Source organism: Arthrobacter sp. PL16 (genome assembly GCF_035985055.1).
GTDB classification, from domain to species: domain Bacteria; phylum Actinomycetota; class Actinomycetes; order Actinomycetales; family Micrococcaceae; genus Arthrobacter_D; species Arthrobacter_D cheniae.
Genome location: NZ_JAXCIC010000008.1, coordinates 55,202 through 70,384 on the forward strand (window position 1 = coordinate 55,202; position 15,183 = coordinate 70,384).

At 69.8% G+C, this 15,183-nt stretch carries 14 protein-coding genes; 3 read left to right on the forward strand and 11 right to left on the reverse strand.

Features of this window, described 5'->3' with window-relative positions; genetic code table 11:
- Positions 1 to 85: 85 nt before the first annotated feature.
- On the reverse strand, positions 86 to 1,786 hold the full coding sequence (locus RCH21_RS14660; RefSeq protein ID WP_326965008.1) for a ribonuclease J: 1,701 nt from the start codon (positions 1,784 to 1,786) through the stop codon (positions 86 to 88).
- Positions 1,783 to 2,721: a 4-hydroxy-tetrahydrodipicolinate synthase gene (dapA, locus tag RCH21_RS14665; protein ID WP_326965009.1), complete on the reverse strand. Its 939-nt coding sequence runs from the start codon at positions 2,719 to 2,721 to the stop codon at positions 1,783 to 1,785. The genes RCH21_RS14660 and dapA overlap by 4 nt, the downstream gene beginning before the upstream one ends.
- 199 nt (positions 2,722 to 2,920) lie before the next feature.
- On the opposite strand from dapA, the gene RCH21_RS14670 reads away from it, so the two are divergent.
- Entirely contained in the window at positions 2,921 to 4,102 is a 1,182-nt protein-coding gene (locus RCH21_RS14670) for a heparan-alpha-glucosaminide N-acetyltransferase domain-containing protein (protein ID WP_326965010.1), read from the forward strand.
- A gap of 33 nt (positions 4,103 to 4,135) precedes the next feature.
- On the opposite strand, the gene RCH21_RS14675 is transcribed toward RCH21_RS14670, so the two are convergent.
- The 7 genes from RCH21_RS14675 to RCH21_RS14705 all read right to left on the reverse strand — a co-directional run bounded on the left by RCH21_RS14675 (position 4,136) and on the right by RCH21_RS14705 (position 9,779).
- On the reverse strand, positions 4,136 to 4,618 hold the full coding sequence (locus RCH21_RS14675; protein ID WP_120148111.1) for a hypothetical protein: 483 nt from the start codon (positions 4,616 to 4,618) through the stop codon (positions 4,136 to 4,138).
- Positions 4,615 to 5,385, reverse strand: coding sequence for a 4-hydroxy-tetrahydrodipicolinate reductase (gene dapB, locus RCH21_RS14680; RefSeq protein WP_326965011.1), 771 nt, complete (start codon positions 5,383 to 5,385; stop codon positions 4,615 to 4,617). The genes RCH21_RS14675 and dapB overlap by 4 nt, the downstream gene beginning before the upstream one ends.
- Before the next feature lie 16 nt (positions 5,386 to 5,401).
- The gene (locus RCH21_RS14685; RefSeq protein WP_326965012.1) at positions 5,402 to 5,833 is read right to left on the reverse strand and encodes a molybdenum cofactor biosynthesis protein MoaE; all 432 of its coding nucleotides are present in this window, start codon (positions 5,831 to 5,833) and stop codon (positions 5,402 to 5,404) included.
- On the reverse strand, positions 5,820 to 6,305 hold the full coding sequence (locus RCH21_RS14690; RefSeq protein ID WP_326965013.1) for a MogA/MoaB family molybdenum cofactor biosynthesis protein: 486 nt from the start codon (positions 6,303 to 6,305) through the stop codon (positions 5,820 to 5,822). Before RCH21_RS14690 ends, RCH21_RS14685 begins: the two co-directional genes overlap by 14 nt.
- A complete protein-coding gene (moaC, locus tag RCH21_RS14695; RefSeq protein WP_326965014.1) occupies positions 6,302 to 6,790 on the reverse strand; it encodes a cyclic pyranopterin monophosphate synthase MoaC in 489 nt (162 codons plus the stop codon). Before moaC ends, RCH21_RS14690 begins: the two co-directional genes overlap by 4 nt.
- Positions 6,791 to 6,816: 26 nt before the next feature.
- Complete coding sequence (locus RCH21_RS14700; RefSeq protein ID WP_326965015.1) at positions 6,817 to 8,112, reverse strand: molybdopterin molybdotransferase MoeA; 1,296 nt, start codon at positions 8,110 to 8,112, stop codon at positions 6,817 to 6,819.
- A gap of 110 nt (positions 8,113 to 8,222) precedes the next feature.
- A complete protein-coding gene (locus RCH21_RS14705) occupies positions 8,223 to 9,779 on the reverse strand; it encodes a molybdopterin-dependent oxidoreductase (RefSeq protein ID WP_326965016.1) in 1,557 nt (518 codons plus the stop codon).
- Between the two features lie 224 nt (positions 9,780 to 10,003).
- Between RCH21_RS14705 and moaA the strand changes: the two genes are divergently transcribed.
- Entirely contained in the window at positions 10,004 to 11,074 is a 1,071-nt protein-coding gene (gene moaA, locus RCH21_RS14710; protein WP_120148118.1) for a GTP 3',8-cyclase MoaA, read from the forward strand.
- 1 nt (position 11,075) lies between these two features.
- A complete protein-coding gene (locus RCH21_RS14715) occupies positions 11,076 to 11,327 on the forward strand; it encodes a MoaD/ThiS family protein (RefSeq protein WP_326965071.1) in 252 nt (83 codons plus the stop codon).
- Here RCH21_RS14715 and RCH21_RS14720 read toward each other — a convergent pair.
- Positions 11,324 to 12,697, reverse strand: coding sequence for a M16 family metallopeptidase (locus RCH21_RS14720; RefSeq protein WP_326965017.1), 1,374 nt, complete (start codon positions 12,695 to 12,697; stop codon positions 11,324 to 11,326). The two genes, RCH21_RS14715 and RCH21_RS14720, sit on opposite strands and share 4 nt — an antisense overlap.
- 104 nt (positions 12,698 to 12,801) lie before the next feature.
- On the reverse strand, positions 12,802 to 15,066 hold the full coding sequence (locus RCH21_RS14725; RefSeq protein WP_120148443.1) for a polyribonucleotide nucleotidyltransferase: 2,265 nt from the start codon (positions 15,064 to 15,066) through the stop codon (positions 12,802 to 12,804).
- Between the last annotated feature and the right edge of the window lie 117 nt (positions 15,067 to 15,183).

Genomic DNA, 15,183 nt, shown 5'->3' on the forward strand with positions numbered 1-15,183 from the left:
CCCTCGAATCGTCGGATTTCCGCGCCCTGGCGGGCCCGCTGGGACGAGGGAGGATGCCGGTTGCGACCGTGCAGGAGCCGCCGCGTCAGGCCTCGAGGACCACTGGGATGATCATGGGGCGCCTGCGGTAGCGGCGATTGACCCAGGTGCCGACGATGCGCCGGACCACCTGCTGCAACTGGTACGTCGAGTGGTCCCTGGTGTTCATCACGGCCTCTTCGAGGGCCTGGTTGATCTTCGGCTTGATCTCGTCGAAGACGGACTCGTCCTCGGCGAAACCCCGTGCATGGATGTCGGGCCCGGAAACGATCTTCCCCGTGGTGCGGTTGACGACGGTGATGATCGAGATGAAGCCCTCCTCCCCGAGGATGCGGCGATCCTTGAGGTCAGCGTCGGTGATCTCGCCGACGCTGGAGCCGTCCACATAGACGAAACCGCACTCGACGGCGCCCACCACGCGAGCCTTGCCGTCCACGAGGTCGATGACGGAACCGTCGTCGGTCAGCAGCACGTTGGCTGCCGGGACGCCGGTCTGCTGGGCCAGTTTGCCGTTGGCGATCAGGTGCCGTGTCTCGCCGTGCACGGGCATGACGTTCTTCGGCCGCAGGATGTTGTAGCAGTAGAGGAGCTCGCCCGCCGCAGCATGTCCGGACACGTGTACCTTGGCGTTGCCCTTGTGGATCACGTCGGCGCCCAGCTTCAGCAGGCCGTTGATGACGCGATAGACGGCGTTCTCGTTGCCGGGGATCAGCGAGGACGCCAGGATCACGGTGTCCCCCTTGCCGACCGTGATCCGATGGTCGCCGTTCGCCATCCGGGACAGCGCGGCCATCGGCTCGCCCTGTGATCCGGTGGACATGAGCACCACGCGGTCGTCGGGCAGGTCGTCGACGTTCTTGATGTCCACGAGGATCCCGTCGGGCACCCTGAGGTAACCGAGCTTCGCCGCGATCGCCATGTTTCGCACCATCGACCGCCCGGCGAAGCAGACGAAGCGGTCATGGGCGCGGGCGGCGTCGAGCACCTGCTGCACCCTGTGCACGTGGGACGAGAAGGAGGCGACGATGATGCGCTTCCGCACCTGCCCGAAGAGGCCCTCGAGGACGGGGCCGATCTCGCGTTCGGCCGTCGTGAAGCCCGGGACATCGGCATTCGTGGAGTCGACCAGAAGAAGGTCCACGCCCTCCTCGCCGAGGCGGGCGAAGGCCCGCAGGTCGGTGATGCGGCCGTCGAGTGGCAGCTGGTCCATCTTGAAATCACCGGTGTGCAGGACGTTGCCCGCCTCGGTCCGGATGAAGACTGCGAGGGCATCGGGGATGGAGTGGTTGACCGCGACGAATTCGCACTCGAAGGGACCGAACTGCTCGATCTGCCCCTCGGACACGGTCAGTGTGTAGGGGCGGATGCGGTGCTCCTGCAGCTTCGCCTCGATCAGCGCGAGCGTCAGCTGCGAGCCGATGACGGGAATGTCGGCCTTCAGGCGCAGCAGGTACGGGACCGCGCCGATATGGTCCTCGTGCCCGTGCGTCAGGACCAGGCCCACGACGTCGTCGAGCCTGTCCTCGATGTAGGAGAAGTCCGGCAGGATGAGGTCGACACCTGGCTGGGTCTCCTCGGGGAACAGCACGCCGCAATCGACGATCAGGAGCTTGCCGTCGATCTCGAAGACCGCCATGTTCCGGCCGATCTCCCCGAGGCCGCCGAGCGGCACCACCCGGAGCGTGCCCGGCTCGAGGGGAGGCGGGAGGGTTCGCAGCGCGGGTCCGACGCCGGCCGCATCGCTCATGCCCGGATGTCCTCGCGGCCGCCGAGTGCGTCGAGGTCCCACCCTGCCTCGGCGAGGTCCGCGAGGATGGGCCGCAGCTCGTGCTCGTCGGCCTCGACCAACGGCAGGCGGACGACGGCGTTGGCCAGGACACCCTGCAGGTGCAGGATGTACTTCGCCGAGACCGCACCGGGGATGTGCGTCATCACGGCCCGGATCACGGGGTCGAGCTGGAAGTGGACGCGTCGCGCCTCGGCGAGGTCGCCGGCGGCAGCGGCGTCCACGAGCGCGCGGAACGCAGCGGTCGCGACGTGCGCGCTGACGCTGACAACGCCGACGGCGCCGGCTGCCATCCAGGGCAGGGTGAGTCCGTCGTCGCCCGAGTAGACGTCGAGATCGGTGGAGGCGAGGACGCGCGTGACGGCGGCGAAGTCTGCCTTCGCGTCCTTGAGCGCGCCGATCTTCGGGTTCTCGGCGAGGCGGAGCATGGTCTCGGTGGTGATGGGGATGGCAGACCGGCCGGGGATGTCGTAGATCATGATCGGGAGGTCGGAGGCCGCGGCCACCGCATCGAAGTGCGCGAGCACGCCGGCCTGGGTGGGCTTGTTGTAATAGGGCGTCACAACCAGCTGCGCGTGGGCTCCGGCCCGCTCGGCACGCCGTGCCATCTCCACGGAGTGGGACGTGTGGTTCGTCCCCGTGCCTGCGATGACGCGGGCGCGGTTACCCACGGTCTCGGCGACGACGCGGTAGAGATCCTCCTTCTCGGAATCCTCCAGCGTCGAGGTCTCCCCCGTGGTGCCCGAGACCACCAGGCCGTCGCAGCCGTCGTCCACGAGCTTCGCTGCCAGGGCGGCGGTGGCGTCGAAATCGACGGCGCCATCGGCGGTGAAGGGCGTGACCATCGCGGTCACGAGAGAACCGAACGGGAGATTGCGCGCGGGGGTGTCAGCCATGGATGAAACGTTACCCGTTCGGCGGGCGCCCGGTGGGACGGGCCGCGCCCGTTCGGCGGGCGCCCGGTGGGACGGGCCGTGCAGACGCGGGCGGGCGAGGAAGGCCTACGGGCGACACGGGCATGGGGCACCGCGAGGCGGTGGGCGGAGCACAGGACGAGCACAGGAGGAGCAGCGGTGCCTATGGGACCATGGCTGGATGCACACGACGTCCGCTCCACGGCGGCTGACCGGAATCGACGCAGCCCGCGGGGTGGCGCTGTTCGGCATGATGAGCACGCACATCCTCCCGCTGTATACCCCGGGCACCACCGAGGCCACGTGGACCGCTCTGCTCTTCTCCGGCCGCGCGTCCGGTCTGTTCGCCGTCGTCGCCGGGATCGGCCTGGCGCTGCTGACCGGGGGCAGGGCCCCCCACCGGGACCGCGCGCTCTCCGCGGACCGCACCGGCATCGTCGTGCGTGCCGTGATCATCGCCCTGATCGGGCTGGTCCTCGGTGGCGTCGAGACGAACATCGCGATCATCCTGTTCCACTACGGCGTGCTCTTCCTCCTCGCACTGCCCTTCACCGGGCTCCCGGTCCGCGCGCTCGCCGCCTGGGCCGCCGGGTGGCTGCTGGTGGCGCCCGTCGCGGCGTACGTGCTGCGGCCGATCGCGAGCGAGAGCGCCGATCCTCCGACGCTCGGCGGCAATCCGCTCTTCGAGCATTTCCTCGTGCCCCAGACGCTCGCCGCGGACATCTTCCTGACCGGGTACTACCCGGTGCTGCAGTGGCTCGGCTTCATCCTCGTCGGCATGGTGATCGGCCGGCTGGACCTCGCCCGCCTCGGGGTGCAGCTGGGGGTCCTGGCTGCCGGGATGGTCGCGGCGGTCGGAGCCAAGCTGCTCAGCGCGCAACTCCTCGGGCCGGGAGGCGGACTGGTGGCACTCCTGGAGACGCCCGACGGTCGCCGGTACCCGCTGGAGGCGATGCTCGACGTCGGACTGGCCGGAGTGGACCAGTCCGGCTCCTGGTGGTGGCTCGCCGTCAGCGCGCCCCACTCGGGATCGACTCTGGACCTCGTCCATGTGGCGGGTTCCGCGGCCGCCGTCGTCGCGGTCTGCCTCCTGCTCACACGCCGCTTCCCCCAGGCACTCCTGCCGCTGTCTGCGCCGGGAGCCATGACGCTGACGCTCTACAGCCTCCACATCTGCGTCATGAGCTGGGCGGACCAGCTGCTGCCCCTGCCGGACCCGATGCAGCTCTTCTGGCTCCAGGTGGTCGCCGCCGTCGCGATCGGCATCCTGTTCCAGCGCGTGCGCTCCCGCGGACCGCTGGAGCTGCTCGCCTCCGGCGCCGCCAACGCCGCGCGCGAGGGCAGGGCCGAGGCCAGGCACTGACGGCCCTCCCCTGATGTCAGGGGTCGGCTTTTGTCAGGCGTCGGCTCCGCGCTGCTGCCCGTGGAGCTTCGCGGCGTCGCGCATGGCGCGCCGGGCGCGTTTGCGGTCCCCCGCGGCGTCGTAGGCGCAGGAAAGCCTGAACCAGCTGCGCCAGTTCTCGGGATCGGCTTCGACCTCGGCCTGGTACGCGGGGAACGCCTCGTCGGCGGCGGACCGCACGATACGCCCTGCCGGCGTCCTCGGCAGGTCGTCCACGGGGAGGCCTCCCTCGCTGTCCAGCTGCCGCGCCATCCGCTGCGTCTGTGCACCGAAGAGCAACTCCCTGATCAGTGCCCACGCACCGATGCAGGGCAGGAGGAGGTAGCCGGCGCCGATGGCCTTGGCTACGGGGTCGGGGTCGCCGAGCAGCAGAAAACTCCGCTGGAAGGCGACGACGAGCCAGAAGACGAGCAGCGCCGTCACGAGCAGGACGCCGAGCTTGACCCGGTGCTCCCGGTAGAACTCCACGGCCTTCATGGTCGCGCGCCGGCCTGCAGGTCCAGGTAGCCGTCGAGCCCGACCGTCAGGCCTGGGTGCTGCGCCACGGAGCGGATGCCGAGGAGGACGCCGGGCATGAAGGATGCCCGGTCGTAGGAATCGTGCCGGATGGTGAGCTGCTCCCCCGGGCTGCCGAGCAGCACTTCCTGGTGGGCGGTCAGGCCGCGGAGCCGGACGGAGTGCACCGGCACGCCGTCGACGCGGGCGCCCCTGGCGCCGTCGAGCTGGTCCCGGGTCGCATCCGGCGCCGCGGGCACACCCGCGGCTGTCCGTGCAGCGGCGATCAGCTGGGCCGTCCTGGCCGCCGTCCCGGAGGGTGCATCGATCTTGTCCGGATGGTGGAGCTCGATGATCTCGACCGACTCGAAGTAGCGGGCCGCCGTCGCGGCGAAGGCCGTGGCGAGCACGGATCCGAGCGCGAAGTTCGGTGCGATGAGGACACCCGTCGCGGGGTTGCCGGCCAGTAGGGACTCGAGGTCGGCGAGCCGCTCGGCCGTCCAGCCGGTGGTGCCGACGACGGCGTGCATGCCGTGCTCGACGGCGAAGCGGACGTTGCTCGCGGTGGCCTCCGGAACAGTCAGGTCGACAATGACAGCCGCTCCTGCGGAGACGAGGGATTCGAGCGGGTCGCTGCTGCCGAGGGCCGCCACGAGTTCGAGGTCGTCGGCCGCCTCGACGGCGCGGACGGCCTCGGCGCCCATGCGTCCCCGGGCGCCCAGAACGGCCACGGGCAGGAGTTCAGTCATGCCTTCCAGCCTACTGTCACGCCCCTGCGCCCACCCATTCCACGGTGCCGTCCGTGAAGAACTGCTCCTTCCAGATGGGCACGCGGTCCTTCACCAGGTCCACGAGGTCCGAGCAGGCCCGGAATGCCTCGCCACGGTGGGCTGCTCCGACAGCGGCGACCAGTGCCTGGTCGCCGATCTCGAGGGGCCCGATCCGGTGGGCGACCCAGATGCGGATGCCATCGTGCCGCGCCGCGATCTCCTCCGCGACCTCGCGGATGATCCGCTCCGCGCTCGGATGGGCGGAGTAGCTCAGCGACGTGACGTCGCGTCCGCCGTCGTGGTTCCGCACCACGCCGCTGAAGCCGACGACGGCGCCGCAGTGCGGGGAATCGACCCCCGCGTGTGCTTCCTCGGGCGTGATGGGGGCGTCGGCGACGGCTGCGTGGACGACTTCACCGGTGGTCATTGCGGCCCTCCAACTGGGAGCAGATGTGGTCGATGAGCGGCGAGAGAACGGCCAGGCCGTCACGCACCCCGCCGGGCGAACCGGGCAGGTTGATGACGAACGTGCTCCCGGCCGTTCCCGCGAGTCCGCGGCTGAGTGCCGCGGTGGGCACGGTGGAGGATCCGGCCCGGCGGATGGCTTCCATTACGCCGGGCAGGCTGCGCGTCAGGTAGGGGGCGGTCTGCTCGGGCGTGGCGTCGTCGGGGCTGAGCCCGGTCCCGCCGCTCGTGATGAGCACCGCTGGACGCGCCTCCAGGGCAATGCCGATCGCGGACCCGACGGCATCACCGTCCGGCACGACGACGGCGTCCGCGACCCCGAAGCCGTGCTGGTAGAGCCAGTCCGCGATGGCGGGTCCGCATTCGTCCTCATAGGTGCCGGCCGCGGCCCTGGTGGACGCGATGACCACGGCGGCGGTGCGAAGGGAAGTCATACCGTCCAGTCTCCACTCTTGCCGCCGGACTTCGACAGCACACGCGTGCCGTTGATCACGGCCCGCTTGTCCACGGCCTTGATCATGTCGTAGAGGGTCAGGGCCGCGACGGACGCAGCCGTGAGCGCCTCCATCTCCACTCCGGTGAGCGCCGTCGTCCGGACCAACGCCACGACCCGGACGGATCCGCCCTCGGGCTCGAAGTCCACGGTGACCTTGGACAGGGGCAGCGGATGGCAGAGCGGGATCAGCATGGCCGTCTGCTTCGCCGCCATGATGCCTGCGACGCGGGCGACGGCGAGGGCGTCGCCCTTCGGCAGGGCGCCGTCGGCGATGAGGGCGACGACGTCGGGCGTGGTCTCGAGGGTCGATTCCGCGACGGCTTGGCGGACGGTCGCCTGCTTGCCGGAGACGTCGACCATGTGGGCCGTGCCGTCGGCGCGTACGTGGGACAGGCCGTCGGCCGGGTGTGCTGGGGTGCTCATGATGAAGTCCTTTCTTCGGATCCCATTCAATCAGTGCCGGCCCCGTCCAGGACGAGTACATCCTCGACGGCGAAGGGATCCGACGGCACGGGACCGATCAGCGTGACCTCGACCCTGTCCCCCGCCTGCAGCGCCGTCACGCCCTCGGGCACGTGGACGAGGCAGTTGGAGGCCGCGAGGGCGTGGAGGAGATGCGAATCGGGTCCACCCACGAGGGCTACCTTGCCGCCCCGGTACAACCCCCGCCGCACCTGGTGCTTGGCCCCAGGGCTTTCGAGCCCGTCGACGAGCACGGCCTCGAGCACGGGGCGCGGGGCCGGGGCGCCCGTCAGCTGGTGGAGTGCGGGGCGGAGGAACATCTCGAACGAGACGATGGCACTCACCGGGTTGCCGGGAAATCCGAGGAAGGGGATCCCCGAGATCGTGCCGTGCGCCTGCGGGCCACCCGGCTGCATGGCGACGGAGGAGAACTCGACGCCGCTGTCGGACAGCGCCTGCTTCACGACCTCGTAGGCACCCTGGCTGATGCCTCCCGTACTGAGGACGAGATGGGTGCTGCCCGCGGTGATGGCTGCGAAGGCGTCCCGGAGGACGGCGGGATCGTCGCCGACGAGCCGGTGGCGCGTCACCTCGGTTCCGGCCTCGACCAGCGCAGCCTCGAGGAGCGTGGTGTTGGCGTCGTAGATGGTTCCCGGGGCGAGCGGGGCGCCGGGTTCCGCCACCTCGTCGCCGGTGGACAGGAGGAGCACGTGGAAGCGCGGACGGACGGGGACTTCACCGGCTCCACAGGCCGCGAGCAGACCCAGTTGCGCGGGCCCCAGAAGCGTGCCCGCCGTGAGGGCGACCTCCCCCTCGGCGATGTCGCTGCCGGCTCGGCGCACGAACAGGCCGGTGTCGATGCCCCCGGGCAGGGTGACGGTCGCGGTGCCGCCCAGGTCCGCCAGGGCAGCGACGGAATAGAACTGCGCCGGGTCGGCGCGCTCGATCGGTACGACGGCGACGGCGCCCGCAGGGATCATGGCGCCCGTCATGATCGGCGCGGCCGTGCCGGGCCGCAGGTCTGCCGGGACGGAGCCCGCCGGGATGGCCTCGGCCACGCTCAGCGCCGTGGAGCCCGCGAGGTCGTCGGCGTGCACCGCATAACCGTCCATCTGCGAGTTGTCGAAGGGCGGGAGACTCACCGGCGCGAGGACGTCCGCAGCCAGCACGCGACCGAGGGCCCGGGCGAGCGGCAGGACCTCCGGCACTCCGCCGTCGTACCCGCTGCTCCAGCGCAGGAGTCCGGCGACGGCAGCCTGGTGTTCGGCGACGGTTCTTCTCATCAGTGCCCTCCGCAGTGCCGTCCGCACACGATCACCGACGTCGGTTCCCGGGGTGGTCGAACCTCTCGCGAGGCGCCCCGGGCTGCGCGGCGTCGGGCCGGCGGGGTGGTCTAGGTCACGGTGAACGTTACCGTGTGCAGGCCTTCGGCCCCGTCAGGCGCGGGATCCACGAACGCCTCCGATTGGACGTCTCCCTCGTGGTCCACGGCGCGCGACTGCACGGTGTGGGAGCCTGCCTCCAGTTCGAGGGCTGCGCTGTACTGGCACCAGGTGTCCGCCGAGACGGGACGGGCGAGCGTCGCCCGCTGCCAGGGGCCGCCGTCGACCCTCACCTCCACGGCCTCGACCCCTCGGTGCTGCGCCCAGGCGACACCCGCCACGACGACGACGCCCGCCGGGACCCTCGCGTTAGGACGCGGGACGTCGACGCGGGACGAGGTCTTGACGGGTCCGCGCTCGGACCAGCCGCGGGTGGACCAGTAGGCCTTGTCGTCCGCGAACCGCGTGACCTCGAGTTCACTCACCCACTTCGTCGCGGAGACGTAACCGTAGAGGCCCGGCACCACGAGCCGCACCGGGAATCCGTGCTCGACCGGCAGCGGCTCACCGTTCATGCCGACGGCGATCAGGGCATCGCGCGCGTCGGTGAGGGCCTCGAGCGGCGTACCGGCGGTGAAGCCGTCGACGCTCCGCGACAGGACCATGTCCGCTTCCGGCCGCACGCCCGCGCGTGCCAGGAGCTCCCGGACGGGCCAGCCGAGCCATCGGGCGTTTCCGGTCAGGTCCCCACCGACGGTGTTGGACACGCAGGCCAGGGTGACGTACCGCTCGATGAGCGGCAGCGCGAGCAGTTCGTCGAAGGTGATCTCCACCTCGAGGTCCACCAGCCCGGTCACCCTGAGGGACCACGTAGCGGGGTCGACCACCGGTACCACGAGGGCGGTGTCGATCCGGTAGAAGTCGTCCGACGCCGTGACGAGGTCGCTGATGCCGGGGACGTCGAGTTCCGCTCCCTCCGGCACGAAGGAGCCCGCGGGTGGCGGCGGGGCGGTGGTCTCCGTGGGTGCGGGGAGTCGAATCGCCGAGCGCTGCTGCGCCACGGTGGACTGCGAGGATCGGACGCCGGTCGCAGCGGCACCGGTGGTGGCCGCGACCAGGGCCGCACCTCCGGCGCCCTGGAGGAAGCGGCGTCGGGCTGACGGGCTGCCGGTGCTGCCGTCCTCGCCGCTGCGCACCCAGGCCCTCAGGGCCTTGATGAGTGCGGTGAGCACGAGGATCGCCACCACTGCGGCGACGACGGGTGCCACGAAGGACACCAGGGACGACTGCGGCCGTGATGCCACCGCGAGAGCGCCCACACCACCGAACCCGAGGACGACGGCCCGCCCGGCAAAGGACCTGCGGTACTCGAGCACACCCGCGGCAAGGGCGATCACTGCGATGAGGACGGCCATCGTGACCAGGAGGACGGCTTTGTCCGCCGTCCCGAACCAGGAAATGGCCCAGTCCTTCACGTTGGGGGGCAGGACATCGATCACGGCGGAGCCGACGGCGCTGACCGGGGTCACGGACGGGCTCAACGCCGCGGCGGCCAGTTCACCGCCGATCACGCCCAGCCCTACGGCGAGTGCCCCCGCGGCGGCTGCCCACGTACGCCGTCGAATCATCGGTACCTCCGTCCGGGCCCCGGCGACGGCTCGGTGCCGGGCAGGATGGTCCTCCCGTTACACGTGCGCGGTCCCCTCGCCGTTCCCCTGTGCACCGCCCACGGCACCGCCTCCCGCACAGGCCCGCGCACTGCGTCCTACAGTGCCGGGGGGATACGCGGAAGAGCCGGTCCGGCGCAGCTGTCGGGTAGGGCTCTGGCCGGTGGAGGGCGTAACCTCATTCCATGGGAATCCAACTAGGAATGCCGAGTGCTGCCCCACGGGCCGCTCTTCCTGGACTCATGGACACCCATGGCAGGCAGGCCACCGATATGCGTCTGTCCCTGACGGACAAGTGCAATCTGCGCTGCACCTACTGCATGCCCGCGGAGGGCCTCAACTGGTTGCAGAAGGACCAGGTCCTCTCGCGGTCCGAGATCGTCCGCCTGGTGCGCATCGGAGTAGACCAGCTGGGGATCAGGGAGCTGCGCCTGACGGGTGGCGAGCCACTGGTCCGCGCCGACCTGCTGGACATCATCCGCGACATCCGCGCCGATCACGCCGACCTGCCCATCTCCATGACGACCAACGCGCTCGGCCTCGACCGCCGTGCCGCCCAGTTGAAGGAAGCCGGCCTCACCCGCATCAACGTCTCGATGGATTCCCTGCACCCCGGAACCTTCGCCCAGCTGACGCGCCGACCCTTCCTGGACCGCGTGCTGAAGGGCATCGAGGCCGCCGCCGATGCAGGACTCGGGCTCGTGAAGATCAACGCCGTCCTCATGCGCGGCATCAACGATCACGAGGCACCCGACCTCGTCGAGTGGGCGGTTGCCCGCGGATTCGAGCTGCGTTTCATCGAGCAGATGCCCCTCGACGCCGACCACGGCTGGACGAAGGCGGGTATGGTTACGGCCGCCGAGATGCGCGCCCTCGTCGAGACCCGATTCATCCTCACCTCAGACCCCCGCAACCGCGACGGGGCTCCGGCCGAACGGTGGGAGGTCCGGGCGAAGGACGCGCCCGACGTCGTCCTCGGGACCGTGGGCATCATCGCCTCGGTCACGGAACCGTTCTGCTCCGACTGCCGGCGGACTCGCGTCACCGCCGAGGGCAAGGTCATGAGCTGCCTCTTCTCACGGGAGGAGACGGACCTGAGGGACCTGCTGCGCTCAGGAGCGGACGACGACGCCGTCGCCCAGCGCTGGCGCGATGCCATGTGGCTGAAGCCGAAGGCGCACGGCATGGCCCACACGGGCCTCGGCGCCGATGATTTCATCCAGCCCGACCGGTCGATGAGCGCTATCGGTGGCTGAGGTGCTGGTGAGGTACTTCGGGGCCGCCAGGGCTGCCTCGGGAGTCGATCAGGAGCGGTTGCCCGCCGGTCGCACGCTGGCGGACCTGCTCAGCAACCTCCGCGGACGACCGACGGCTACGGGGGCGCCTCCCCTCGGCAAGGTCATCGACCGCAGCAGCTTCCTGCTCAACGAGGTCTCGCTGCGTGATCCCGCGACGGTACTGCAGGACGACGATGTCGTGGACATCCTGCCGCCCTTCGCCGGCGGCTAGGACTGCTCCGCGAAGTCGGCTTCCGTGTCGAAGGGTCCCACGACGACGGTCGTTCGCGGCGCAGCGGCCAGTTCCCGCGCCAGGTCCTGCACGTCTGCAGCGGTGACGGTGCGGATACGGTCGAGGGATGCGTCCATGTCGACGAACTCTCCCGAGACGAGCTCCGAGCGGCCGAGGCGTGACATGCGGGAGCTGCTGTCCTCCAGGGCCATGACGAGCCCACCGGAGAGTTGCCCGACGGCCTTGCGGAGCTCCTCGGCGTCGATCCCGTCGGCGGCCAGCCGGTCGAGCTCCGTACCGAGCAGCCTGATGACCTGACCGGTCTTCGCGGGCGAGCAGCCGGCGTACATGCCGAAGTACCCGGCGTCCGCGTAGGCGGCCGAGAAGGAATAGGTCGAGTACACGAGACCGCGCTTCTCCCGAACCTCCTGGAACAGTCGCGAGGACATGCCGCCGCCCAGCACGGCGTTCAGGACGCTCATCGCGAACCGTCGCTCGTCGGTCGCGGTGAGCGATGGGCAGCCGATGAGGATGTTGGACTGCTCGACGGCCCGGCGGATCACATGGGTCCCGGTCGCGCCCTGCACCGCGGTAGCCGTCGTCGAGCGCCGGGCGACCGGCAGGGCACCCTCCTCGAGGGACCATCCGGCCGTCTGGAGGGCTTCCTGCACGAGCCGGCAGACGATGTCGTGGTCGAGGCCGCCGGCCGCGGTGACGACCAGTTCCGAAGGCGTGTAGTAGCGCCGGTAGTGGGCCAGGACGGACTCGCGCGGAACGGCCCGGATCGCTTCCGGCGTTCCGCCGATCGGCCGCCCGAGGGGGTGGTCCCCCAGCACGAGCTCGACGAACTTCTCGTGGGCGACGTCCCCGGGGTCGTCACTGTCCATCGCGATCTCCTCGAGGATGACGTCGCGCTCCTGCTCGAGCTCCTCGGGGTCGAGCACGGCCGATGTCACCATGTCGGCGATGACGTCGATGGCCATCGGCAGGTCGGAGTCGAGGACACGCGCGTAGTAGCAGGTGTTCTCCTTCGCTGTGGCGGCGTTGGACTCACCGCCCACCTCGTCGAAGGCCGAGGCGATGTCCATGGCGCTCCGGCGCTCGGTCCCCTTGAACAGCAGGTGCTCGAGGAAGTGGGTGCTCCCGTGCTGTCCCTCGGCTTCGTCCCGGGACCCGACCCCCACCCAGAAGCCGATCGTCGCCGAGCGCTGTCCCGGCATGGCCTCCGTGAGCACGCGGACGCCACCGGGCAGCACACTGCGCCGGACGACGTTGCCGCCCGGATCACCGGCGACGAAGGAGTGGTCGGAACCGTCTCCGTCGCGGGGGGTCGGCAGCAGGGGCAGGGACACTATGGAAGACAGGGACATCTGGTCCTTCTGATTGTTCGGGAAAGGCAGACGGCCCCGACGCCGACCGATTCAATCGGTCGGCACCGGGGCCGTTCGGTGCTCAGGACGAGCGGGTCACGGAACTAGATGTCGCCGTCGGTGACCTCGGGCAGCTCGATCCCGGCGTCCTCGGAGGCGCCGTTGGAGTCGTCATCGGCGACGACGGGCGAGAGCGAGAGCTTTCCGCGGTCGTCGACCTTCGTGATTTCCACCTGGACCTTCTGACCCACGGAGACGATCTCGTCCACGTTGTCGACACGCTTGCCACCGGCGAGCTTGCGCAGCTCGGAGATGTGCAGCAGCCCATCCTTGCCCGGGGTGAGCGAGACGAAGGCGCCGAAGGTCGTGGTCTTGACGACCGTGCCCAGGTAGCGCTCGCCGATCTCGGGGACCTGGGGGTTGGCGATCGCGTTGACCGCGGCGCGTGCGGCCTCGGCCGACTCGCCGTTCGTGGCGCCGATCAGCACGGTGCCGTCATCCTCGATCGAGATGTCGGCTCCGGTGTCCTCCTGGATCTGGTTGATCATCTTGCCCTTGGGGCCGATGACCTCGCCGATCTTGTCGACGGGGATCTTGACCGAGATGATCCTCGGCGCGAACTCGGAGAGCTCGTCTGGGGTGTCGATCGCGGCCTGTAGGACTCCGAGGATGTGCAGGCGGGCCTCGCGGGCCTGCTTGAGTGCTGCTGCCAGCACCGAGGCAGGGATGCCGTCGAGCTTGGTGTCCAGCTGGATTGCCGTGACGAACTCAGCCGTTCCGGCGACCTTGAAGTCCATGTCGCCGAAGGCATCCTCGGCGCCGAGGATGTCGGTCAGGGCGGCGTAGCGCGTCTGGCCGTCGACGACGTCGGACACGAGGCCCATGGCGATGCCGGCGACCGGTGCACGCAGGGGCACACCGGCGTTGAGCAGGGACAGCGTCGAGGCGCAGACCGAGCCCATCGACGTCGAGCCGTTGGAGCTCAGGGCCTCGGACACCTGGCGGATCGCGTAGGGGAACTCCTCGCGGGACGGCAGGACGGGCACGAGTGCGCGCTCGGCGAGCGCTCCGTGGCCGATCTCGCGGCGCTTCGGCGAACCTACCCGGCCGGTCTCACCGGTGGAGTAGGGCGGGAAGTTGTAGTTGTGCATGTAGCGCTTGCGCGTGACGGGCGACAGCGAATCGATCTGCTGCTCCATCTTCAGCATGTTGAGCGTGGTGACGCCCAGGATCTGCGTCTCGCCGCGCTCGAAGATCGCGGAACCGTGCACGCGCGGCAGGACCTCCACCTCCGCGGTGAGCTTGCGGATGTCACTGAGGCCACGGCCGTCGATGCGGACCTGGTCCTTGAGGATGCGCTGGCGGACGACAGCCTTGGTCAGCGAGCGGAATGCTGCGGACAGCTCCTTGTCGCGGCCCTCGAACTGACCGATGAGTGCGGCCGTCACTTCGTCCTTGAGCGCATCCGAAGCGTCGTTGCGCTGCTGCTTGTCAGCGATCTGGAAGACCTGCGCGAGCTTGTCGGCCCCTGCGGTCTCGACAGCCGCGTACACATCGTCCTGGTAGTCCAGGAATACGGGGAACTCGACAGTCGGCTTCGCTGCGCGCGAGGCCAGGTCGGCCTGGGCTTCGCACAGCGCGCGAATGAAGGGCTTGGCTGCCTCGAGGCCGTCGGCGACGATCTCCTCGGTAGGCGCGGTCGCCCCGTTCTCCTTGATGAGGTTCCAGGAGTTGTCCGTGGCTTCGGCCTCGACCATCATGATTGCGACGTCGTCGCCTGCAACCCGACCGGCGACAACCATGTCGAAGACCGAGTTCTCGAGCTCGGAGTGCTTCGGGAAAGCGATCCACTGATCGTTGCCGCTGCCATCGGATACGAGGGCCACGCGGACGCCGCCGATCGGACCCGAGAAGGGCAGGCCCGAGAGCTGCGTGGACATCGACGCTGCGTTGATGGCGACGACGTCGTAGCGCACATCGGGGTTGATGGCGAGGATGGTGACGACGATCTGGACCTCGTTGCGGAGGCCCTTGACGAACGCGGGGCGCAGCGGGCGATCCATGAGGCGGCAGGCCAGGATGGCTTCCGTGGAGGGGCGTCCCTCGCGACGGAAGAACGAACCCGGGATGCGGCCGGCGGCGTACATGCGCTCTTCGACGTCGACGGTGAGGGGGAAGAAGTCGAAGCCCTCGCGTGGGTGCTTGCCGGCCGTGGTGGCCGACAGCAGCGCGGTGTCCTCGTCGATGTAGACCATGGCCGACCCTGCGGCCTGCTGGGCGACGCGCCCGGTCTCGAAGCGGATGGTGCGTGTTCCGAAGCGACCGTTGTCGATCACTGCTTCGGCGAACTGAATTTCGGGACCCTCCAAGAGAGTCACCTCCGTTTCCTGGTATCGGAGGCAATCGGCACCCGTCGTGGCCCCGTCCCTCCTGGACGGGCCACAGCACCCGGTCTTCGATCGAGATCCACGGGGCTGCCGTCGTGG